The sequence below is a fragment of the Methylocystis sp. genome (assembly GCF_051061225.1).
Classification (GTDB): domain Bacteria; phylum Pseudomonadota; class Alphaproteobacteria; order Rhizobiales; family Beijerinckiaceae; genus Methylocystis.
In genome coordinates, this window is record NZ_JBPFEB010000005.1 from 185,166 (window position 1) to 206,656 (window position 21,491).

The window sequence follows — 21,491 nt, forward strand, 5'->3', positions numbered from 1 at the left end:
GAATCTCCCGTGAAAGCAGCGGCAGATTAGCAGCAGGCGCCCGGATTTCCCTAGCGCCGGGTCACTTCCGCCGGACAGGCTCCTGGAACGGGATGAGCCCGGACCGGACCGTGACCTGATCGGCGGGGACGCATTGGCAGGTCTCGGGGTCGACGGTTTGCGCCTTGCCGGCATAGGGCTTGCGCGCGACGAGCATGGCGTCGGCCTTGACCTTGCTGTACCAGTCGGCGTGCTCCGGAGACGGCGCGCAATTGGTGTGGGCGTGCAGTACGTCCAGATTGAGATAGCGCGCAATGGCGATCATGCCGTCAGTGAAAAAGCGCCAGCAGTCGACAGGATAACGGTGCTCAAGAAACCCGTTGGGGGCGATGACGCACATATAGCCGTCCTTCTTCAGGACGCGCGTCATCTCAGCGGCGGTCAGCCAGAAGAATTCCGAGTGCTCGAAAACCTGGCCCGAGATAATGACATCGAAGGAATCCGAGTCGATTTCCTTCCAGCTGTAGAGTGATTTCGGCACGATATCGACATTTGGACCGGCCTGCATGTCGAGGCCGGTGTAATCGAAACGGTCCTGCGGGAAATAGTCCCTGTAGCAGCCATTCACATTGTAGCTGCCGACGTCGAGAATCTTCAGCCGGCGTTCGTCACGGGGAAGAAAAGTCTCGGTGAACCACTCCATGCGAAGCAGAGAACTTTTGTGCATTTCGAACCCCTTGCCCAGAACCCGCTGCTCGCCTCGTCCTTGCAGAAGCGTCGCTTCACCAGCGCCGGATTTGCGAAAGACGGGCACGCCCCCTGGAGGGGTCTTTACCTTGGGCATGACAATATGTCACTACCCTAGGTTGTAATCGTGATTTTCGGCCGTCCGCATCCGGGGCCGCGGCGTCCCGCCGCGGACCACAATGGACGACGCGCTCGTTTGGGCTCAGCTCTGATGCGGGCCGAGCATTTCCTTGAGCGTCGCCTCGATTCGCCGCCAGGTTTTGGCTTCTTCCGCCTTGCCCTGCTGTTCAAGGCTGAGCGCTTTCTGCGCCGCTTCGGCGACGGCTTTGGGGCCGTGGGCTTGATACAACTGGCGGGCGAAATCCGAGACGTCTGCGCCTTGCATGGCGGGGCTCCGTTTTTGGAAGTTGCCTACGGCCATATAGGCGCTTTCATCGTCTCGGCCCCCTCCCTGACCCTCCCCCGCAAGCGGGAGAGGGGACGCTCACGATCCGCACTCTCGATGGAGCCGGCAATTTGCTCCCTCTCCCGCGAAGCGGGGGAGGGTTGGGGAGGGGGCGAGGACAAGAAACACCCCGCCCCGCGCTCTACCGTCGCCCTTCCCACGCCCAGGCCGTCACGACGACGCTCAGCAGCGCCAGCATCGCCCACAGGCCGAGCCCGAGCGGCGCGACCTCCACGCCCACCAGCGTCGAGGCGCCCGTCTGGCGGACGCCGATCCAGTCGCCGCCGCCGTAGTGATTGGCGTCGTTCAGCTCCACGATGCGCGGCATGACGACCGCGTCGCTTGCCCGGCTGAGGCGCCGCACCGTCCCGCCCGTCGCCTCCGCAAGCGGTTGCAGCTTCTCGGTCGTTGAGGCCACCTCGCGGAACTCACGCGGATTGGCGGGGCCGACATTCACCAGCGCCGTCAGCCCGTCGCTTTCGAACCGCCACAGCCCCATTTCGGCGGCGTCCAGCGGCGCGCGCCACAGGCCCGGCGCGCTCTGGCGCAGCGTCACCTGCCGCTGCGCGCCGGAGGGCGCCGTGGCGGTCACGGGGGCCGCCTCGTCCTTGAGCGTCTGGCGTTCGATCGTCACTTCGCGGCCATGCGCCTCGGCGCGCAGCGCCTCTTCCTCGAGATCGGGCTCCTTCATCAGCCAATGCGCGAGCCGCCGGGTGAGGTCGGCGTTGGGTCCGCCGCCGTCATAGCCGCGCGCCCACAGCCAGATCTGATCGGTGAGCAGCAGCGCCACCCTGCCCTTGCCTTCATGCGAGAGCACCAGCAGCGGCTTGTCATGGGCGCCGGAGAGGATCGAATGGCCCTTCAGAACCTCGGCGTCGACCTGCCGGAACCACTGGCCCCATTGCGGCGGTTCGACCCTGGCGCCCGGCAATCCGCGCGTGACCGGATGTTTCTCGCCGTCCTTGCTGACCCGCGCCTTGAACGCCTGCTCGTAGAGCGATCCATCGGGCCGCGCCGGCAGCAGGTTTTCCAGCGGCGAGTAATAAAGGCCCTGCGTCGTCGCGTAATCCGGCCCCACCGCCGCGAGAAAGGCGCCGCCGTTTTCCACGAAGCGGGCGATATTGTCGAAATAGACGGAGGGCAGCAGCGTCTGGTTCGAATAGCGGTCGAAGATGATCAGATCGAATTCGTTGATCTTGCGCCCGAAGAGATCGGCGGTCGGAAAGGCGATCAGCGCGAGTTCGCTCGCCGGGGTGACGTCAAGCTTTTCCGGCGGGCGCAGAATGGTGAAATGCACCAGCTCCACATTGGCGTCGGCGCGCAGCAGATTGCGCCAGGCGCGCTCGCCCGGATGCGGCTCGCCGGAGACGAGCAGCACCTTGAGCCGGTCGCGCACGCCCTCGATCGTCACCACCGCCTTGTTATCGGCGAGCGTGATTTCGCCGGGCGCGGGCGGGACTTCCAGCTCGACGATATTGGCGCCGCCATGGGTGATCCTGACCGGAATATTGACGATGTCGCCGGGCGCGGGGCTATAGGTCGGGAGCTGTTCGCCGTCGCGGCGCACGGTGATCGGCGCGCGGGCGCCATTCCCGCCCGTGTCCACGACGCGGGCGCGGATCGTCTGATCCTTGCCCACGATGCCGAATCTCGGCGCCTCCACGAGTTCGATGCGCCGGTCGCGCTCGCCCTCCCTGCCGGTGATCAGCGCATGAACCGGCGCGCGAAAGCCGAGCGCCTCGGCTTTGGCGGGGATGTCGTGAACGACGCCGTCCGTCACCAGCAGCGCGCCGCCGACGCGCTCCGGCGGCACGTCCTTGAGCGCCTGCTCCAACGCCCCGAAGAGCTTGGTGCCGTCATTGCCGCTGGCGTCATTGGCAGCGGTGACGAAGCGGGTTTCGACGTCGCCGAATTTGGCGAGCGCGTTTTCGAGCGCCTTGCGCGCCTCCTCCGTTTGCGCCGCACGGGCGCCGAAATTCTGGCTCTCGCTCTTGTCGATGACGACCGCGACGACGGTTTTCTGCGGGTCGCGCTTTTCGCGCAGCAGCGAGGGATCGGTCAGCGCCGCCAGCGCCAGGGCGAGGCCGAAGGCGCGCAGGATCGTGGCGCGCTGCCCCAGCGCCGCGCCGAGGATGAGGACGACGACAGCCAGAAGCGCCAGCGCCGCGAGCAGCGGCCATGGCAGGAGGGGGGCGAAGGCAATGTTGAGGTCGGTCATTTAAGGCCTTGGCCCCAGGCGCTTGTCCCCATGTATGACAGTCCTGGGGCTCGAATCCCTCCCCTTTACGGGGAGGGTGGCGCGCGCAGCGCGACGGGTGGGGTCCGCGCCGCCACGGCGCTGATGGGGCCGACCCCACCCGACCCGGCTTCGCCGGGCCACCCTCCCCGTAAAGGGGAGGGATGGGGCTGCGTCGGCATTGCGGGCAAAGCCCGGCCACCGGAGTTGCATCGGCGCTTTCATCACTGCCCGAGCCTCTCCAGCAGATCCCGCACATGCACCTGATCGGATTTGTAATTCCCCGTCAGCGTGTACATCACCAGATTGACCCCGCCCCGCAACGCCAGCTCGCGCTGCCGCGCGCCGCCCGGCGTGAGCGGGAACGCCGGCTGGCCATGCTTGTCCACGGCCCAGGCCGCCGCGAGATCGTTGGAGGTGATCACGATCGCCGAGACGCTGTCCGTGGCGCGCACAGGCCGCGCGGCCTGATCCTTCGCCTCCGGCGGCAGCGCCTCCACCCATGTCTCGCCGCCGGAATAGCGGCCGACGAAGCCGTCGAGCAGATAGAAGGTCTTGGTGATCACATGATCGCGCGGCACGACCTCCAGTTCGGGAGTGTCGAGGTTCTTTGAAAACTCCCGCAGCCACTGCGCCTCGGGCGTCGGCGCGTCGCCGGGCCGCTGATTGATCGCGTCGCGCGTGTCGAAAATGATGGTGCCGCCCTGCTTCATATAGGCGGTCACCCGCGCGGCCGTCCGCGCCGAGGGCTGCGGCGCGGACGCGACGACCGGCCAGTAGAGCATCGGGTAAAAGGCGAGTTCGTCCTTCGCCGGGTCCACCCCGGCAGGCTTGGCGGGCGTGAAGGAGGTCCGCAGCGACAGCGCCCGCGAGAGCCCGTCGAGACCCATGCGCGACGTCTCGTCCACCTTCGGATCGCCGGAGACAACATAGGCCAGACGCGCATTGAGCGCCGCCTCCCTGTCGCGCTGCGTGGCGGCGGTCTGCGCGCGCGCCTCGGGCGCCTGGGCGACCGCCCCGAAGATCAGCAGCGCGGACGCCGCCGCCATGATCGGCCGCAGCCGCAGCTTGCCGGAGAGAACCAGCACGATCAGCGAGTCGGCAAGAAAGGCGAGGATCGCCGCCGCGAGCAGCGGGCCGCGATAATCGACCGGCGCGCCCGCCCCGAGCTGGGTCGCCGACAGACCGGCGGCCTTGAAATCGAAACGGGAGAGGGAGTCACCCTGCTGGAGCGTCTGCACGGCGACGACGGCGTCGCCCGCGCCATAGAGCCCTGGCGGATGCTCGGCGCTGGCGCGCGCCTCGACATGCGCGGGGATGGCCTGAGCGTTGGGGGCCGGCGCGCCGAGGGCGCCAAAACCATCAAGCGTCTTCAGCGGCGCGTAGACGCGCGCGTCGCCCGCCGTGGCGGCGGACTCGTCGTCTCCCTGCAGAGGCGCGGACTCGCCCGCCATGGCGCAGACGCGCTTCAGCATGTCGACGAAAAGGCCCGAAATCGGCAGGTTGGACCAACTCGTGTCGGCGTTGACGTGGAACAGCACGATCAGCCCCTTGCCGCGTCGCTCGGCCGTGACCAGCGGCGTCCCGTCGGAGAGCCGCGCCCATGTCTTGCGCACGAGGCCGGGGTCGGGCTCCGCCAGCACCTGCCGCTGGACGCTCACATCCTTCGAGGCCGGCAGGCCGTAGAAGGGCGAGGCCGGCTCGAAATCGGCCAGCGCCTTCGGTGTCTCCCACGACATGGCGCCGCCGAGCACGCGGCCGTTGCGCCGCAGCCGCACCGGCAGAAGATCGTCCCCCGCATTGGCGAGGCGCGGGCCGGCGAAACGGATCAGCGTCCCGCCTTCTTCGACGAAGCGGCTGAGCGCGTCATAGGTCTCGCCCGGCGCGAGGCCGACGTCGGCGAGCGCGACGACATTGGGCCGCTCGGCCAGGAGCGTCAGCACCGGATCGACGGCGCCCGGCCGCGCCTCGCGCAATTGCGCAAAGGGGGCCAGCGCCTTGTCCAGATAATAGACCGGCGACAGCAGCGGCTGCGCCTCGTCGAGCCCCGCCCCGCCCACGACCGCCACGCGCCGCACCTTCGAGCGGGCGTCGAGCAGCGCCACGGCGCCGGCCGAGGCCTCTCCCGCGACACGCAGCAGGCTCACGTCGTTGCGCAGCTCCACCGGAAGATCGAGCTGGGCTTTGATCCGCAGCGCGGCCCCGAAAGAGACCTGGCTCTGGCCGATGATCTGGCCCTTCGAGTCATGGGCCGTGACGGTCGCGGAGCCGGGACCGGCGGCGTCGGCGCGCAGCACGTCGACGGTCAGCGACGCGGCGTCATTGGCGGGCGCGGCGAGCGCGAGCGGCGCATGGTCGTCGGTGAGGACCTCGACGCGGGCGCCCGCGTCGGCCGCCGTCTTCAGCGCGGCGGCGAAAGCGCCCGCCTCGCCTTCCGCGAGCGAGTCGCTGATCCAGACGATCCGGCCCTTCGGGTTGGCCTTCACGAAGGCCGCCACCGCCTCGGCGGGGGCGCGGCGATCAGGAAGATACGGCCGGGGCCGCGCCGAGCGCAGCTTTTCCAGCGCGCGCGCGGCGTCGCCGAGCGTTGGCGTCGCGGTCTCGGAGAGCGGCAGGACCGCCACCGGCGCCCCACCCCGCGCGGCGCTCTCGATGATCGTGACGGCCGCCGCGACGCGCCGGTCCCATGCGGGCGCCGCCGCCCAGCCGTCGTCCAGCGCGAGCAGCGTCGGCGCGGCGGAAGCGGCGATGGTTCCGGCGGGGGTCCAGACCGGCCCGGCCATCGCGACGACGAGCGCCGCCGCCAGGGCGAGGCGCAGCAGCAAGAGCCCCCAGGGCGTTTTTGCCGGCGTTTCCTCCTCCGGCCGCAGCTCGCGCAGGATTTTTGTCGGCGGAAAGACGATTTCGCGCGGGCGCGGGGGCGTCACGCGCAGCAGCCAGTAGATCAGCGGCAGGCTCGCGAGGCCAAGGAGCGCCAGCGGCGCGGCGAAGGAGAAGCCGCCCATCAGGCTTCCTCCTCGACGCCATGCAGGCCCATGGCCAGCGTCAGCGCGGCTTCGGCCGCCGGCCGGTCGGTGTGGTGCTGGAGAAAGAGAAAGCCCGTCTCCCGCGCCGCCGCCCGCACCGCCTCGCGATGGGCGTCGAAGCGTTTGGCGTAGGCCCTGCGCAGCCCGCCCGCGTCGCCCGCGCGAAACGACGGCCCGCCGTCCGTGTCGCGGAACATCGTCTGCCCGGTGAAGGGGAAGCTTTCCTCGCAGGGGTCGATCACCATCAGCAGCGCGCCCGTGGCGCCGGCGTCGACATAGCGATGCAGCCGCGCCGAGAGCGCGTCCAGGTCGGTGAGGAAGTCGGAGATCAGCACGACGCGGGCGCGCGGGCGCAGCGGCGCGTCGGGGGGCAATTCGTCCTTCGCGGCGTCGGCGGCGTGGTCGAAGAGCGCGCGCGCCAGCCGATCGATGACGTCGCGCGCCGAGATCGGCCCGGTGTAACCCAGCGCCGCGACGCGCTCGCCGCCGCGCACGAGCACGTCGGCCAGCGCGAGTCCGAGCGTCACGCCGCGCGCGAGCTTGTCGTCCTGCGCCAGCGACGAGGCGAAGGCCATGGAGGGCGAGCAGTCCATCCAGAGGAAATAATCATGGGCCGCTTCCCACTCGCGCTCGCGCACGTAAAGCTGGTCGCCGCGCGCCGAGCGTCGCCAGTCGATACGATGCGCGGCCTCGCCATTTGCGAACGGCCGGTATTGCCAGAAGGTCTCTCCGAGCCCGGCGCGTCGGCGGCCATGGACGCCATAGGCCACGCTCGCCGCGATCTCATGGGCGCGATTGACGAGTCGCGGCAGGCTCTCGGACAGCGTCGCCGCCGATGCGCCGTCGGCATGGGCGCCGGTCGCGGGGTTGTAGGAGCGGGTTTCGATGGGGCGGATCATGGCGAGAGCCCCCGCCGACATGGCCGAATGGCGACTTCAAATCGCATCGACCCATCGAGAGAAGCGGCAATCCGCGTGTTCTCGTCCCTCCCCTTTACGGGGAGGGTAGCGCGCGAAGCGCGATGGGTGGGGTTCTCTCCGCTCTGAGGCTGTTGCGGCTGACCCCACCCGACCCCGCCTGACGGCGGGGCCACCCTCCCCGTAAAGGGGAGGGATCGGGCTGCATCGGCGCTGTTGACGAAGCCCGACTGCCCGGGTTGCATCGGTGTGTCGAGCCGCATGACCGGCGCCTCGAAAGCCGCCCTTTGGCGGCGGAGGGACAGGGAGGGGGCGCCGGGGTTCTCCACCGATCTCACCCGATCCGCGCCACCAGCTTGTCGATCACATCCGACACGCTCATTTCGCGGCGGGCGGCGAAATTCAGCGCCATGCGGTGGCGCAGCACCGGCGCCGCCAGCGCCGCCACGTCGTCGAGCGAGGGCGCCAGACGGCCGGTCACCAGCGCGCGGGCGCGGGTGGCGAGCATCAGCGCTTGCGCGGCGCGCGGCCCCGGACCCCAGGCGACATGCGGCGCGATCGCGGGATCGCCCTCGTCCGGGCGCGCGGCGCGCACCAGATCGAGGATGGCGTCGACGACCTTGTCGCCGACCGGCAGGCGCCTCACGAGGCGCTGCGTCGCCATCAGCTCTTCGGCGTCGAGGGCCTGCATGGCCTCGGGCGCCTGTTCGCCCGTCGTGGCGAGCAGCACGCGGCGCCCGCTCTCGCGGTCCGGGTAATGCACGTCGATCTGCAACAGGAAGCGGTCGAGCTGCGCCTCGGGCAGCGGATAGGTGCCCTCCTGCTCCAGCGGGTTCTGCGTGGCCAGCACATGGAAGGGGCGTGGCAGGTCGTAGCGCTTGCCGGCGACGCTGACGTGATGCTCCTGCATCGCCTGCAACAGCGCCGACTGTGTGCGCGGCGAGGCGCGGTTGATCTCGTCCGCCATCAGGAGCTGCGCGAAGATCGGCCCCTTGATGAAGCGGAAGGCGCGCGAGCGGTCGGCGCCCTCCTCCAGCACTTCCGAGCCGATGATGTCGGCGGGCAGCAGGTCCGGCGTGAACTGCACGCGCTGCTCGGCCAGGCCCAGCGCCTTGCCCAGCGTCTCGACCAGCTTGGTCTTGGCGAGGCCGGGCACGCCGACGAGCAGGCCATGGCCTCCGGCGAGAATGGTGACGAGCGCCTGCTCGACGACCTCGTCCTGGCCGAAGATCACGGCGCCGATGGCGGCGCGGGCGCGGCCGATGTGGTCGAGGGCGCGGTCAGCCAGTTCGGCGGCGGCGGTTTCGGAAGGCGCGATGTTGATCGAATTCATGAGCGCGGGACGGTCCATCTGCCACGGTTGGAGAGAAGATAGGGACTGGCGCCCGCGATTGCACCGTTTTTCACGTAGGGCGCGCCGTTTTCGCGGGAAACGCTTCCGCCGTCGCGAGTCTGGACGGTCGTCGGCCTGGCCGTCGCACGCGCGGGAAGTCTGTCGCGGTTAAACCTGTCGGCGAGAAAAATCAATCGTTTCCGGCTCTTCCTCGAATTGGACGCGGAGCGTCATTTTGCGCGGATGCGCCCGCCTGCGCGAAAAGCATGTATATAGGCGTTTGAAGACGCATGTTCGAACGTCCCTGCCCCTGCAAGTCCCTCGCCCGAAAGTCCTTCGCCCATGTGGCGCGCATTTCTTGAAACCGCCCTCCTCTTCCTCACGCCCTTTGTCGCCTATGTCGCATTCCAGCTTTTGCAGCGGCGCTGGCCCTTCGTCGCCGAGCTCTGGCACGGGCGCGTCGTCACCGCCCTGACGATCGCGGGACTGGTCTGCGCCATCGCCGGCATGGTGACGCTCGCCTTCACCTGGCGCGAACAGGGCGCCTATGTTCCGGCCCATGTCGAAAACGGCCGCCTCGTGCCGGGCGCCTTCAGATGAGCGGAGCCGAGCGTCTCCTGGACGATCCCCGGCTCGCCACGCTCTTCGCCGCTCTGGCGAAGACCGGCGCCGAGACCCGTGTCGTCGGCGGCGCCGTGCGCGACGCGCTGTTCGGCCTGCCGCCGCATGAGATCGACCTCGCCACCACCGCTTTGCCCGAGGCCGTGCTGGCGGCGGCGCGGGCGGCGGGGCTGAAGGGCGTCCCGACCGGGATTGAGCACGGCACGGTGACGATCGTCGTCGCCGGCACGCCGTTCGAGGTGACCACGCTGCGCGAGGACGTCGAGACCGACGGCCGCTACGCCATCGTCCGCTTTGGCGGCGATTTCGAGCAGGACGCCAGGCGCCGGGATTTCACGGTCAACGCGCTGTCGCTGACGCCCGACGGCAGGCTTCACGATTACACGGGCGGGCTGGAGGATCTGGCCGCCCGGCGCATCCGCTTCATCGGCGACGCGGCCACGCGCATCCGCGAGGATTATCTGCGCGTGCTGCGCTTCTTCCGCTTCAACGCCTCGCATGGCGAAGGCGGCTTCGACCCCGAGGGCCTGCATCAGGCGATCCTCGCGCGCGACAATCTCTCGCGCCTGTCGCGCGAGCGCATCCGCGCCGAGATCGTCAAGCTGCTGCCCGCCCGCCGCGCGCCGGAGATCATGCGGGTCATGTCGCAGGCGGGGATCATCGAGGTGCTGCTCGGCATGGGCTATCCGGCGCGGCTGGAGCGCCTCGCCGCCGTCGAGGCCGCACGGGGCCAAAAGGGCGACGCCCTGCTGCGCCTCGCCGCATTTTCCGTGCTCACCGTCGAGGACGCCGATCGCCTGCGCATCCGCATGCGCCTGTCGAACGACGAACACGCCCTCCTTGCCGCCGCCGCCCGGACGCTGGCGCCGCTGCACGGGCGCGAGGCGCCGCCGCCGGTCTCCCATCTTCGCGAGATGCTGTTTCTGTCCGGCTCGCGCGCCGCCGCGGACGCGCTGGCGCTCGCCTTCGCGGAAAGCGGCGCCTCGCCCGACGATCCGCGCTGGCTGGAGGCTCTCCGCTATCTCGACGAGACGCCCGCGCCAGTCTTTCCAATCCGGGGCGCCGACCTCATCGCGCGCGGCGTGACGCCCGGCCGCCAGCTCGGGACGGTGCTGAAGTCGCTTCAGGCGAAATGGATTCGCGCCGGTTTCCCCCGCGACCCGGTGGTTTTACAGCAACTGCTGGAAGAGGCTGTGCAGGGAGCCGAGTGACCCCCTCCCTGTCCCTCCCCCGTTTCACGGGAGAGGGGACGCTCGCGGTCGGCATTCTCGGGGCGGACGCGAATCTGCTCCCTCTCCCGTGAAACGGGGGAGGGTTGGGGTGGGGGTTGAGCCGCAACAGGAGGGGTGGGGGTCAGGCGGCCTCCGCCTTGGCCAGCCGGTCGAACACCCCCAGCACCATCGCTTTCTTGTCGAAATTGAACACCTCGGTCTCGCGCGCAAGGCTGCGAATGTCGTCCCAGGCGCGGGCGTAGCCGATCAGCCGCGCCGGCGGCGCGCCGCCCTGCGACAGGGTTTTCACGCGGGCGTCGAGATGCCGCTCAAGGGCGCGCATGAACGTCTCGTAAGAAGCCTCGTTGTCGCGCCCGGTCAGTCGGTCGGCGAGCATGTGCACGCCCAGCCAGTCGACGCGCGGCAGGCTTTGCAGCAGCCGCCCGACAGTTGTGTCGAACGCCATGGCGTCGCCGCCGAGCAGCCGCAGGGTCTCGCGCACCGAGCCCTCGGCGCGGGCGGCGGCGGCGGCGATGTCGGCGCCCTGCTCGCTCCACGGCGGCCCGAGCGCCTCGACGGCGGCGACCGTCTCCTCCTGCGTCAATGCGCCGAGCATGAGCTTGCGGCAGCGCGAGCGGATCGTCGGCAGAATGCGGCCCGGCTGATGCGCCACGAGCAGGAACAGCGACCGCTCCGGCGGCTCCTCGATCAGCTTCAGCAGCGCATTGGCGGCGCTGCGGTTGAGGTCGTCAGCGGAGTCGATGATGGCCACGCGCCAACCGCCCATGCCCGAGCCCTGATGAAAGGCGCGGGTAATCTCGCGGACGTCGTCGACCCGTATTTCGGTGAAATGCTTCTTGGTCTTCTCGTTCCACTCGCGCCGCAGGAGGAAGATGTCGGCCAGCGCCATGGTCGCGACGCGCCGCGCGGCGGGGTGGCTTTCCGGCACGGCGAGCGTATCAGCCGCCTGCGCGTCCGGCGCCGAGGGGTCGGGATGGGCGAGCAGGAAGCGGGCGAACCGCCAGGCGAGCGTGGCCTTGCCGATCCCCTCGGGGCCGCCGATGATCCAGGCCTGCGCGAGCCGGTTGCGCCGATAGGCGTCGAGCAGTTCGCGCTCCGCCGCCGCATGGCCGAAGAGCGCGAGCGTCTCGCGCGGATGCGGGACCTCGTCGAAACGGTCGCTTTCCGGCGGACCCGCGGGAGCCTTGCTCATTGCGCCGCGGCGGCCTGCGTGTCGAGGAAACGCGCCTCGACGAGCTGGCGGATGGCGCGGGCGACGTCGTCGACCGGCTGGCCGGCGTCAATGACGCAGCAACGCTCCGGCTGCTGCTCGGCGATGTCGAGAAAGGCGCGGCGCAGCCCTTCGTGAAAGGCGGCGTCCTCGGACTCGAAGCGATCCGCCTTCAGACCCGTCGCCACGCGCCGCTCGGCCGCGCGGGCCATTCCCACCCGCGGCGGCAGATCGAGAATGAAGGTGAGGTCCGGGCGCAGATCGCCGACGGCGGCCTGCTCCAGCAAGGCCAGCGTCTGCGGCTCCACCCCGCCGCGCGCACCCTGATAGGCCCGGGTCGAGTCGGTGAAGCGGTCGCAGAGAACAAAGGCGCCGCGCGCCAGAGCCGGGGCGATGAGCCGTTCCACGTGATCGAGGCGCGCCGCGCCGAACAGCGCGGCCTCGGCGAGCGGCCCGAACGGCGCGATGCGGCCGGCGAGCAAGACTTTCCGAAGCGCCTCGGCCTTCGGCGTGCCGCCCGGCTCGCGCGTCGTCACCACTTCGAGCCCGCGCGCCCGCAAATGTGCGGCAAGGCGTTCGAGTTGCGTCGATTTGCCGACGCCCTCTCCGCCCTCGAAGGTGATGAACCGCCCTTTTCCGGCTCCCGTCATTTCTTCGCCGACAACTTCTCGTGGATTTTTGCAGCAGCATACTCGTAAACGGCGTCGAAAGCGCGCCGCGAGAGGGACCCCTCGTCGACCGCCTCGCGCGCCTCGAGCGGCTGCTCCAGAACGACGCTGGCGCCGCGCCGGATTTCCAGCCGGCCGATTTTCTGCCCCTCGGTCACCGGGGCGATCACCGGCCCCTCATAGACGATCTTGCCGGCCAGCCGCTCGGTCGCGCCGCGCGGCAGGAGCACTTTCACGTCCTTCGCCGCGCGCAACTCGACCGAGCCCTGCGTTCCGCCATAGATCTGCGCCGGTCCGACGCTCTCGCCGGCCTTGAACAGCTCCCGCTCCTCGAAATTGCGGAAACCCCAGGCCAGCAGCTTGCGCGCCTCCTCGGCGCGCTCCTTGGCCGTCTTGGCGCCATAGACCGCGACGATCAGCCGGCGGCCGTCCTGAACCGCCGAGCCGACGATGCCGAAGTCGCCCTTCTCGATATTACCGGTCTTCAGCCCGTCGGCTCCGATGCTCATGGTGAGCAGCGGATTGCGGTTCTGCTGGCGGATGTTGTTCCAGGTGAACTCCTTCTCGCCGAAATATTTATAATAGTCAGGATAGGTTTCGATGACATGGAGGGCGAGCTTCGCCATCTCCCGCGCCGTCACCTTCTGGTCGTCGCCGGCCTTGCCCCACGGATTTCCAAAGCGCGACTTCACGAGCCCCAGCTCGCCACCGCGCTTGTTCATGCGTATGACGAAAGCTTCCTCGGAGCCCGCCAGCCCCTCGGCCAGCACCAGCGCCGCGTCATTGCCGGAATCGATCAGAAGCCCGCGCAGCAGGTCTTCGACGCTGGCGCTGCTGTTGACCTTGAGGAACATGGCCGAACCGCCGGCCGGCGCGCCGCCGTTGCGCCAGGCGTATTCGGACACGGGAAACTGGTCGGTCAGCTTCAGACGGCCTTCGGCCAGCTCGCGAAAAACGATCTCGGCGGTCATGATCTTGACCGTCGAGGCGGGCGTCGCCAGATCGTCGGCGCCTTTTTCGAAGAGAACCGTATTGGTGGCCGCGTCGATCAGGATCGCATGCGGGGCGCTCGTCTGAAATGGCTGCGCCGAGACCGCGCCGGCGAGAAGGGCTGTAAAGAACAAGACAGTTAAGGCGATCGCTTTTCTGGGAATAAGGTCGAACAAGGCGCATGCTCCGCTGACATGCGATCGCGCGGATACGGCGACGCAACAGAAGAATGCCGCCGCAGAATTAAAAATGCAATGAGCCGCAAGCCTCTCGGAGGCCGCCCGCGCGCCCTGCCCCGCCGCTCACCCGTGCCGCTGGGGCGGCCTCGGCGCAGGCGAGTCGTCGCTCCCGAGCGACGCCGGTCGCACCGGCGGCATCGGCACGACCGCGAACGACCTGGACGGCCGCTCCGGTTTGCCCGTCTGCGTCGAGCCGGTCGCCTCGACGTCGAGCTGCTCGGCCGGGGCCGGAACGATGGTCGCGTCGGCGCCCGCGGCCGCCGTGGCCTCCGGCGCGGCATAGGCGGTCATCTCCGTCTCGCGCGACGGCAGATCGGCGCCGGGCGCGATGTAATCGCCGCCCGAACCGGCGGAGGCCGTGCGGACGGGCTCCTGCTTCGCCGCCACCATCACCGGGGCTCCGGCGTCGAGCTGGGCCGGCTCGCCGTCGTCGCGCAGCGTGGCCAGCAGCATGGCGTCGTCGTCGCCGGCGAGATTGGCGCGGCCAATCCACTCGACCTTGATTTTGGCTGTCCCCGCCGAGCGGAAATCGAGCGCCTCGGCCACGCGCTGCGACACGTCCATGACGCGGCCGCCATGGTAGGGGCCGCGATCGTTCACCCGGACGACCATCGAGCGGGAGTTCTTGAGATTGGTGACGCGGGCGTAGCTCGGAAGCGGCATGGTCGGATGCGCGGCCGAGATCGACTGACGGTCGAACACCTCGCCATTGGCCGTCCGCCGGCCATGGAAGTCGGACCCGTACCAGGACGCCGAGCCCACCACCGAATAGGGCTTCTCATTCGGCACGTAGGTCTGGCCGGCGATCTTGTAGGGCTTGCCGACCATGTAATTGCCGCCGCCCTTGGGGACCTCCTCGCCGTCCGCCACGACGCGCGGGCTCGCCCGGACGCCGTAGCGGGCGTCGACCTGGCTGAGGCTCGCCAGGATGGGAGAACGGGCGCCGGGAGCCGTCGACGAGCAGCCCGCGAGCGCCGCAAGAGATAGAAGGGCGACCGGTCTGCGAAGGAAAATCATCGGCATACGAGAGACAGTCAACAAGCGCTCAAGCTCCCGGCATGCGGCAAAAGGCATCGAAACGGTCCTTGTCGAAGGCGACGTTCGGGTGGCCGCTATCGGAAAACATCCGCCCCGGCGGAAGCCGGGCGCGCGGCCCTGCCTCGGCCGCGACTGGCGAACGCTCCGAATATGTCCCCGAACCTCTAACTCGCCGTTAACGTCACGGCCCGGCTGAGGCTGAAAGGCGGCGACAATCTGGCGGAATTCAGGCGACGTCAACCTTAACGCGCTTGCCTGCCTGTTTGCCTCGGCCCTGTGTCATGAAGGCAACAGTCACGGCGCCCGGGCAAGGTCGACAAGCCGCGTCTCGACCCGCTCCACTCCCCGGAAGCTGTTTTCGGACAGCCTGGCGGCGACATGGAACCTCTCGCCGCGTCCCCGCAGCAGCGCCTCGCCCAGCGGCGAACCGACCGCGCGGAACGCGATGGCGTCGACGCTGGCCCCGTCCCCGGAGCGCAGACGGACGCGGATATGGGCTTCGCCAACCACCGTCGCATCCGTCAGCCGCTGTTCCGGCAGGGCGAAGACAGGCTCGGGATTACCCTGCCCGAATGGGCCTGCCTTCTCCACCCGCCGCAAGAGATCGAGCGTGACCCCCCGCGCCGACAGCGCTGCGTCGATCACGAGCGCGTCCGCCGCGCGGACGGCTTCGACGGGCTCCGCCAGCGTGTCATTCATGAAGGCTGCGAAGTCCGGCAGGCGCTCGCGCGAAACAGTGACGCCCGCCGCCATGGCGTGGCCGCCGCCCTTGATCGCAAGCCCCTCGTCGACGCAGCGGCGCACCGCCCGGCCGATGTCGACGCCACTTAAACTTCTACCTGAGCCTGAACCTGTTTCTCCATTAAAAGCAATGGCGAATGCAGGGAGGTTGAAGCGCTCCTTGAGACGGGCGGCGATCAGGCCGACAACGCCTGGATGCCAGTCGCCGCCGTCGACGACGATACAGGACAGGCGATTTGTGCGGGCGAACAGAGCCTCGGCGCGGGCGACCGCCTCCTCCAGCGTCTGCTTCTCGATGGCCTGCCTGTCCCCGTTCAGCCGGTCCAGCTCCCGTGCGATGCGGGCGGCTTCGATCGTGTCCGAGAGGGTGAGAAGCCGCGCGCCGAGCCCGGCGTCGCCGATCCGGCCGCCCGCATTGATGCGCGGCCCGAGCGCGAAGCCGAGGTGCCAGGCGCGCGGCGGCCCATCCATTCGGGCGGCGTCCATCAACGCCGCGAGCCCCGGCCGGGCGCGGTTGCGCATGACCGAGAGCCCCTTGGCGACGAAGGCCCGGTTGAGCCCCCTGAGCGGCGCGACGTCGGCGACCGTCGCGAGGGCGACGAGGTCGAGCTCGGCGAGAAGGTCGGGCGCGGGCCGGGCCTCGCCCCAGAAGCCCTTCGTCCGCAACAGGCGGGTGAGCCCCGCCAGCGCCAGAAACACGACCCCGGCCGCGCAGAGCCCGCCCTGCCCGGAGAGATCGTCCTGGCGGTTGGGGTTAACGATCACCGCCTCCGGCAGCGTCTCCGGCGCCTGGTGGTGATCCAGAACGATCACGTCGAGGCCGAGCTCACGGGCGACAGCAAAGGGCTCGTGGCTGACCGTGCCGCAGTCCACGGTGATCAGCAGAGTGGCGCCCTTCCCGGCCAGCATGCGGATGGCGTCGGCGTTGGGGCCATAGCCCTCGAAGATGCGGTCGGGGATGTGCAGCAGCGGCTCGGGCGCTCCGGCGGCCCGCCAATAGTCGATCAGCAGCGCCGAGGAACAGGCGCCGTCGACGTCGTAGTCTCCGAAAATGGCGATCTGCTCGCCGGTCTCGATGGCGCGGGCCATGCGGGCGACGGCCTCGTCCATGGCGGTGAGCGTCGAGGGGTCGGGCATGAGATCGCGAAGGGTGGGATCGAGATAGCGCGCGGCCTCGGTCAGCCCGACCCCGCGCCCGGCGAGGACGCGGGCGAGCAGATCGTCGAGCCCATGGGCCTGCGTGAGCGCCAGCGCCGTGGCCTCCCCGGCCGCATCGAGCCGCGCCCGCCAGGGCCGGCCCAGTATGGAATGTTCGACGCCGAGGAAGGGGCGCGGGTCTGCGGCGGAGTGGGCCATACTCAACTTGGATGGTTTTGAAATCGCTTGGCGCGATCCGAGGCGGTCGCGCTCACACGGCGGCGCGCGCGACCCTGACGCAAGGAGTGTTAACCCCGCGCGCCCCGAATCTCAAATCGCCAGGGATGCGCTCGCCTGCCAGCATCATGCATGGTTCAGGCTCAGTCGCGCTTTGAACGCCCTGCAACAATTCTGTGGAACGCTCGATGGCCGCTGAAACCGGAATGTAGCCGGATGGGTTTGACGTCAGGCGCCACGGAGGCGCCATGCCCCGCGTCTTCCCCAAATCCGCAACCGCATGTTGTAGGGAAACAGTCATGACCGACTCGATTCTCCTTCAGGCCGACGGCGATACGGCCGAAATCCTCCCCTTTGGCGCTGAACTCTCCGCATGGCGGGCGGACGGCGTGGATATGATCTGGGCTAAAGACCCCAAGATCTGGGATCAGACCGCGCCGGTTCTGTTCCCGGTCGTCGGCTGGACGCGGGACGGACAGGCCACGGTGGACGGAAAGACCTATCCGCTTTCGTTGCATGGCTTTGCCTGGAAGAAGGCTTTCGCCGTCTCGGAGCGACGCCCTGACTATCTGCGGCTCGTCCTGAGCGACGACGACGAAGCCCGCGCGCTCTATCCCTTCGCCTTCCGTTTCGAGGTCGAGTTCCGGCTGCGCAAGGGCGCGCTCGAGAACAATCTGCTCGTCACCAACACCGATGCGCGGCCCCTGCCCTACGCCTGCGGGCTGCATCCGGCCTTCCGCTGGCCGCTGGCGGGTTCGGCGGCCGAACATGCGATCGTCTTCGAGAAGCCGGAAAACCCGGATGTTCCGGTCATCGGCCCCGGCGGGCTGTTCATGCGCGAGACCAAGCACACGCCGCTCCAGGGAAACCGCATGCCGCTCGAACCGGAGATGTTCCGGCGCGACGCCCTGTGCTTCCTGAACCTCGCGAGCCGCAGCCTGACCTATGACACTGGCGCCGGCGCGCGGCTGAAGGTGACGCTCGATGACTTCCCCCATGTCGGTTTCTGGACGCTGCCGCCGGCTCCCTACCTCTGCATCGAGCCCTGGACGGGATATGGCGATCCGGTGGATTTCCACGGCGATCTCTACGAAAAGCCGTCCATGCGCATCCTCGCGCCGGGGGCGACGGCGCGTCACGGCGCGACTTTTGCCTTTGAGCGGGACGGGCGCTAGGAAAGGCGCCTCAGCCGCAACGGGAATCAGGAAGCAGTTTTCATGACGATCGCCCCCAGCGTCATCGAGGCCATTGGCCGCACGCCGCTCATCGAATTGCGCGCCGCGTCCAAAGCCACGGGCTGCCGCATTCTCGGCAAGGCGGAGTTCATGAACCCCGGCGGCTCGGTGAAGGACCGCGCCGCCCTCTTCATCGTTCAGGACGCCATCGCCAAAGGCGCGCTGAAGCCCGGCGGCGTCATCGTCGAGGGCACGGCGGGCAACACCGGCATTGGCCTCGCCCTCGTCGCCAATGCGATGGGCTTTCGCACCGTCATCGTGATCCCCGAGACGCAAAGCCAGGAAAAGAAGGACATGCTGCGCCTTCAGGGCGCGCAGCTCGTCGAGGTTCCGGCGGTCCCCTACGCCAACCCCAACAATTATGTGAAGGTGTCCGGCCGCCTCGCCGAGCGCCTGGCGAGGGAAGACCCGGCCGGCGCCGTCTGGGCCAATCAGTTCGACAATGTCGCCAATCGCGAGGCCCACATCGTCACCACCGGCCCGGAGATTTATGACGCACTGGGCGGACAGGTGGACGGGTTCGTCTGCGCCTGCGGCACGGGCGGGACGCTCGCGGGCGTCGGCATGGCGCTGAAGGCGCGCGATCCGAAGATCAGGATCGGCCTCGCCGATCCGTTCGGCGCCGCGCTTTATTCCTATTTCACGTCCGGCGAGTTGAAGGCCGAGGGCTCCTCCATCACGGAGGGGATCGGTCAGGGCCGCATCACCGCCAATCTGGAAGGCGCGCCGATCGACGTCGCCTATCGCATCCCCGACAGCGAGGCGCTGGACATCGTCTTTGCGCTGGCCGAGCAGGAGGGCCTGCTGCTTGGCGGCTCGTCGGGGATCAATGTGGCGGCCGCCATCCGCCTCGCCCGCGATCTCGGCCCCGGCCATACCATCGTGACCGTGCTGTGCGACGGCGGCGCGCGCTACGCCTCGAAGCTGTTCAATGTGGAATTCCTGCGCAACGCCGGGCTGCCGACGCCGAAATGGCTGGAGAAGCAGGTCGGCATTGATCCGGGATTCGTGTGACGCGCTGGCCGAAATCCCCTCTCCCCGTTTGCGGGGAGAGGGAGCCATCAGGTCTGGGTGGGGGCTTTAACCAGCCCCGACAATCGCCTCCGCCAGCGTCACATCCTCCGGCCTGTTCACGTTGAAAAACGGGTCATACGGCTCCATCGGCCACTCTGCCGTCACGTTTCGGCAGCGCGCGATGAAGCCGGACACCTTTCGCAAATCCTCCTCCGCCAGCGCGCGGCGCAAATCCTCGCGCAGGGCGACCGGCCACAACGCCACGGCGTGATGAACCCGATCGCCCGAGGCCGCGACGGCGATCTCCGCCCCTGCCCGCTCCCGCGCCGCAGAGAGCCGCTCGACCAGATCCGCCGGCAGGAAGGGCGTGTCCGCCGGAACGCTGACAATGTCCTCCGCGCCAAGGGCCGCCGCCGCGTCCATCCCCGCCAGAACGCCCGCGAGCGGGCCGGGCGACTCCGGCGCGCTGTCGGCCACGACCGGCAGGCCGAAGGCGGCGAAGCGGGAGGGATCGCCATTGGCGTTCAGGAGCAGCCCGGCGCATTGTGGCGCGAGGCGCTCGATGGCGAAGGCCAGAAGCGGGCGGCCGCCGATCTCGCGCAGCGGCTTGTCGCCGCCGCCCATGCGCCGCGCCAGCCCGCCCGCGAGAAGCACCCCAACACACTGCCGCATGACGTTCGACCAACCTTGCAAGAACCGCTTCGAAGTTCGATCTAACCTAATGCATCGCTACGTCGAAAGGAGCCTCTCATGCTGTCGCGCCGCGGAGTTCTCGCCGCCCTCGCCTGTCTCGTCTCGCTCACAGCCGCGGCCGCGGCGGAGAAACCCTTCTCTCCCGAGGCTTTCGCGGCGGCGCAGGGCGCGGGCAAATCGGTCATCGTCCATGTCTATGCGCCATGGTGCCCCACCTGCCGGGCGCAGGAGCCGATCGTGCAGAAGCTCGAAGCCGATCCGAAATTCGCGGGGGTGGAAGCGTTCCGGGTGGATTTCGACAGCCAGAAGGAGGCGCTCAAGGCGCTGAAAGCCAACCGGCAGAGCACGATCATCGTCTTCAAGGGCGACAAGGAAGTCGGCCGCTCCCTGGGCGAGACCAATCCGAAAGCCATCGCCGACCTTCTGGACAAGGCGCTGTAATGGGCGCCGCGACGCTCGGCCTCGCATTCGTCGCCGGCATTCTGTCGGCGCTCTCTCCCTGTGTCCTGCCCCTGCTGCCGCTCGTGCTCGGCGCGGCGGCGGTGGAGCACCGATGGGCGCCGGTCCTGCTCGCTTGCGGGGTGGCCCTGTCCTTCGTCGTCATCGGGCTTTTCGTGGCGACGCTCGGCTTCTCGATCGGCCTCGACGACGGCGCGTTTCGCCTCGGCGGCGCCGCGATCATGGTCGTGCTCGGCGTGATCCTGCTGATCCCCGGCCTTCAGGCGCGCGTGACGGCGGCGGCCGGGCCGCTGAGCGACCGGCTCAACAGCTTCTTTGGCGGCGGGCCCGCCTCTGCCGGATTGTTCGGCCAGTTCGGCGTGGGCCTGCTGCTCGGCGCCATCTGGAGCCCCTGTGTCGGCCCCACTCTGGGCGCCGCCTCGCTGCTGGCGTCGCGGGGCGACGACCTCGCGGCGGTCGCCGCCACAATGGGGGTCTTCGGCCTCGGCGCCGCCGCGCCGCTGATTCTGCTCGGCCTGGCGTCGCGAAAGGCGTTCACGCGCTGGCGCGAGTCCCTCCTGTCCGCCGGCAAGCGGCTGAAGCAGGGCATGGGGCTTGTCTTCCTGGCGCTCGGCCTGCTCATCGTCAGCGGCGCCGACAAGTCGGTCGAAGCCGCGCTGGTGACGGCGTCGCCGGAATGGCTCACCAACCTCACGACCCGCTTTTAGGGATCGCCGTTAACGACTGGCCACGCCCAAATCGGGCGTGTGTGCCGAAATAGCGCCGGTCTTGCCGCGATCCTCCCCGATTATGGTCGAAAACGGGACGACGGACGCGTTTTTGTAAAATTTGGTTTAATTCCGATTGTCCAGTCGCGAGACGCGTTTAGGCAAATTTTAAAAGGGCTTGCGCTATAACGTCGCCACAGTGTGGTCGTAGAGTTTGTGAGTTCAATCAATGAGCGAGACGCATCGCCCGCGTGTCAAATATGTGATCGGGCCGGACGGCAGCCCGCTGACCATCGCGGACCTTCCCCCTCCCACGACGAAGCGTTGGGTCATCCGCCGCAAAGCCGAGGTCGTCGCCGCCGTGCGCGGCGGGCTTCTCTCGCTCGACGAAGCCTGCACCCGCTACACGCTGACCGTCGACGAATTCCTGAGCTGGCAAATGTCGATCGACCAGCATGGGCTCGCTGGTCTGCGCACCACCCGCCTTCAGCAATATCGGATGTAAATCAGACAGACGCCCGCGTTCAGACGGCGCCCCGCTTCGCGGCGACGCCCTCCCCCAAGGGGGAGGGATCAACTCGTCAGGC

Annotated in this window: 19 protein-coding genes; 7 read left to right on the plus strand and 12 right to left on the minus strand. The window is 68.8% G+C overall.

Features of this window, described 5'->3' with window-relative positions; translation table 11 throughout:
• Positions 1-61: 61 nt before the first annotated feature.
• The 6 genes from ACR652_RS01410 to ACR652_RS01435 form a co-directional block, all read right to left on the minus strand.
• Entirely contained in the window at positions 62-706 is a 645-nt protein-coding gene (locus ACR652_RS01410; protein WP_434504729.1) for a methyltransferase domain-containing protein, read from the minus strand.
• A gap of 222 nt (positions 707-928) precedes the next feature.
• On the minus strand, positions 929-1,111 hold the full coding sequence (locus ACR652_RS01415; RefSeq protein WP_434504730.1) for a hypothetical protein: 183 nt from the start codon (positions 1,109-1,111) through the stop codon (positions 929-931).
• 202 nt (positions 1,112-1,313) lie between these two features.
• The gene (locus ACR652_RS01420; RefSeq protein WP_434504731.1) at positions 1,314-3,389 is read right to left on the minus strand and encodes a hypothetical protein; all 2,076 of its coding nucleotides are present in this window, start codon (positions 3,387-3,389) and stop codon (positions 1,314-1,316) included.
• Positions 3,390-3,631: 242 nt separating this feature from the next.
• The gene (locus tag ACR652_RS01425; RefSeq protein WP_434504732.1) at positions 3,632-6,412 is read right to left on the minus strand and encodes a DUF4159 domain-containing protein; all 2,781 of its coding nucleotides are present in this window, start codon (positions 6,410-6,412) and stop codon (positions 3,632-3,634) included.
• Entirely contained in the window at positions 6,412-7,332 is a 921-nt protein-coding gene (locus ACR652_RS01430) for a DUF58 domain-containing protein (RefSeq protein WP_434504733.1), read from the minus strand. Before ACR652_RS01430 ends, ACR652_RS01425 begins: the two co-directional genes overlap by 1 nt.
• 352 nt (positions 7,333-7,684) lie before the next feature.
• A complete protein-coding gene (locus ACR652_RS01435) occupies positions 7,685-8,683 on the minus strand; it encodes an AAA family ATPase (protein WP_434504734.1) in 999 nt (332 codons plus the stop codon).
• A 342-nt stretch (positions 8,684-9,025) separates the two neighbouring features.
• Here ACR652_RS01435 and ACR652_RS01440 point away from each other — a divergent pair, with 342 nt between their 5' ends.
• Both ACR652_RS01440 and ACR652_RS01445 read left to right on the plus strand, forming a co-directional pair.
• Positions 9,026-9,283, plus strand: coding sequence for a DUF6111 family protein (locus ACR652_RS01440; RefSeq protein WP_434504735.1), 258 nt, complete (start codon positions 9,026-9,028; stop codon positions 9,281-9,283).
• Positions 9,280-10,515, plus strand: coding sequence for a CCA tRNA nucleotidyltransferase (locus tag ACR652_RS01445; RefSeq protein ID WP_434504736.1), 1,236 nt, complete (start codon positions 9,280-9,282; stop codon positions 10,513-10,515). Before ACR652_RS01440 ends, ACR652_RS01445 begins: the two co-directional genes overlap by 4 nt.
• 142 nt (positions 10,516-10,657) lie before the next feature.
• On the opposite strand, the gene ACR652_RS01450 is transcribed toward ACR652_RS01445, so the two are convergent.
• The 5 genes from ACR652_RS01450 to recJ form a co-directional block, all read right to left on the minus strand.
• On the minus strand, positions 10,658-11,728 hold the full coding sequence (locus ACR652_RS01450; protein ID WP_434504737.1) for a DNA polymerase III subunit delta': 1,071 nt from the start codon (positions 11,726-11,728) through the stop codon (positions 10,658-10,660).
• The gene (tmk, locus tag ACR652_RS01455; RefSeq protein WP_434504738.1) at positions 11,725-12,396 is read right to left on the minus strand and encodes a dTMP kinase; all 672 of its coding nucleotides are present in this window, start codon (positions 12,394-12,396) and stop codon (positions 11,725-11,727) included. Before tmk ends, ACR652_RS01450 begins: the two co-directional genes overlap by 4 nt.
• Positions 12,393-13,580 (minus strand): D-alanyl-D-alanine carboxypeptidase family protein, encoded by a 1,188-nt coding sequence (locus ACR652_RS01460; RefSeq protein WP_434504739.1) that lies wholly within the window; start codon positions 13,578-13,580, stop codon positions 12,393-12,395. The genes tmk and ACR652_RS01460 overlap by 4 nt, the downstream gene beginning before the upstream one ends.
• Positions 13,581-13,706: 126 nt before the next feature.
• Entirely contained in the window at positions 13,707-14,684 is a 978-nt protein-coding gene (locus tag ACR652_RS01465; protein WP_434504740.1) for a septal ring lytic transglycosylase RlpA family protein, read from the minus strand.
• A gap of 291 nt (positions 14,685-14,975) precedes the next feature.
• Positions 14,976-16,778, minus strand: a complete 1,803-nt coding sequence (gene recJ / locus ACR652_RS01470; protein WP_434504741.1) for a single-stranded-DNA-specific exonuclease RecJ — start codon at positions 16,776-16,778, stop codon at positions 14,976-14,978.
• A gap of 317 nt (positions 16,779-17,095) precedes the next feature.
• Between recJ and ACR652_RS01475 the strand changes: the two genes are divergently transcribed.
• Both ACR652_RS01475 and ACR652_RS01480 read left to right on the plus strand, forming a co-directional pair.
• A complete protein-coding gene (locus ACR652_RS01475) occupies positions 17,096-17,971 on the plus strand; it encodes an aldose 1-epimerase family protein (protein ID WP_434504742.1) in 876 nt (291 codons plus the stop codon).
• 42 nt (positions 17,972-18,013) lie between these two features.
• Positions 18,014-19,045 (plus strand): cysteine synthase A, encoded by a 1,032-nt coding sequence (locus ACR652_RS01480; RefSeq protein WP_434504743.1) that lies wholly within the window; start codon positions 18,014-18,016, stop codon positions 19,043-19,045.
• 66 nt (positions 19,046-19,111) lie between these two features.
• On the opposite strand, the gene mobA is transcribed toward ACR652_RS01480, so the two are convergent.
• Positions 19,112-19,717: a molybdenum cofactor guanylyltransferase MobA gene (mobA, locus tag ACR652_RS01485; protein WP_434504744.1), complete on the minus strand. Its 606-nt coding sequence runs from the start codon at positions 19,715-19,717 to the stop codon at positions 19,112-19,114.
• 78 nt (positions 19,718-19,795) lie between these two features.
• Here mobA and ACR652_RS01490 point away from each other — a divergent pair, with 78 nt between their 5' ends.
• The 3 genes from ACR652_RS01490 (at position 19,796) to ACR652_RS01500 (ending at position 21,409) form a co-directional block, all read left to right on the plus strand.
• A complete protein-coding gene (locus tag ACR652_RS01490; RefSeq protein WP_434504745.1) occupies positions 19,796-20,179 on the plus strand; it encodes a thioredoxin family protein in 384 nt (127 codons plus the stop codon).
• Entirely contained in the window at positions 20,179-20,904 is a 726-nt protein-coding gene (locus ACR652_RS01495) for a cytochrome c biogenesis CcdA family protein (protein ID WP_434504746.1), read from the plus strand. The genes ACR652_RS01490 and ACR652_RS01495 overlap by 1 nt, the downstream gene beginning before the upstream one ends.
• Positions 20,905-21,133: 229 nt before the next feature.
• Positions 21,134-21,409 carry a DUF1153 domain-containing protein gene (locus ACR652_RS01500; protein WP_434504747.1) on the plus strand — a complete coding sequence of 92 codons (276 nt, stop codon included), beginning with the start codon at positions 21,134-21,136 and terminating at the stop codon, positions 21,407-21,409.
• Positions 21,410-21,491 lie beyond the last annotated feature (82 nt).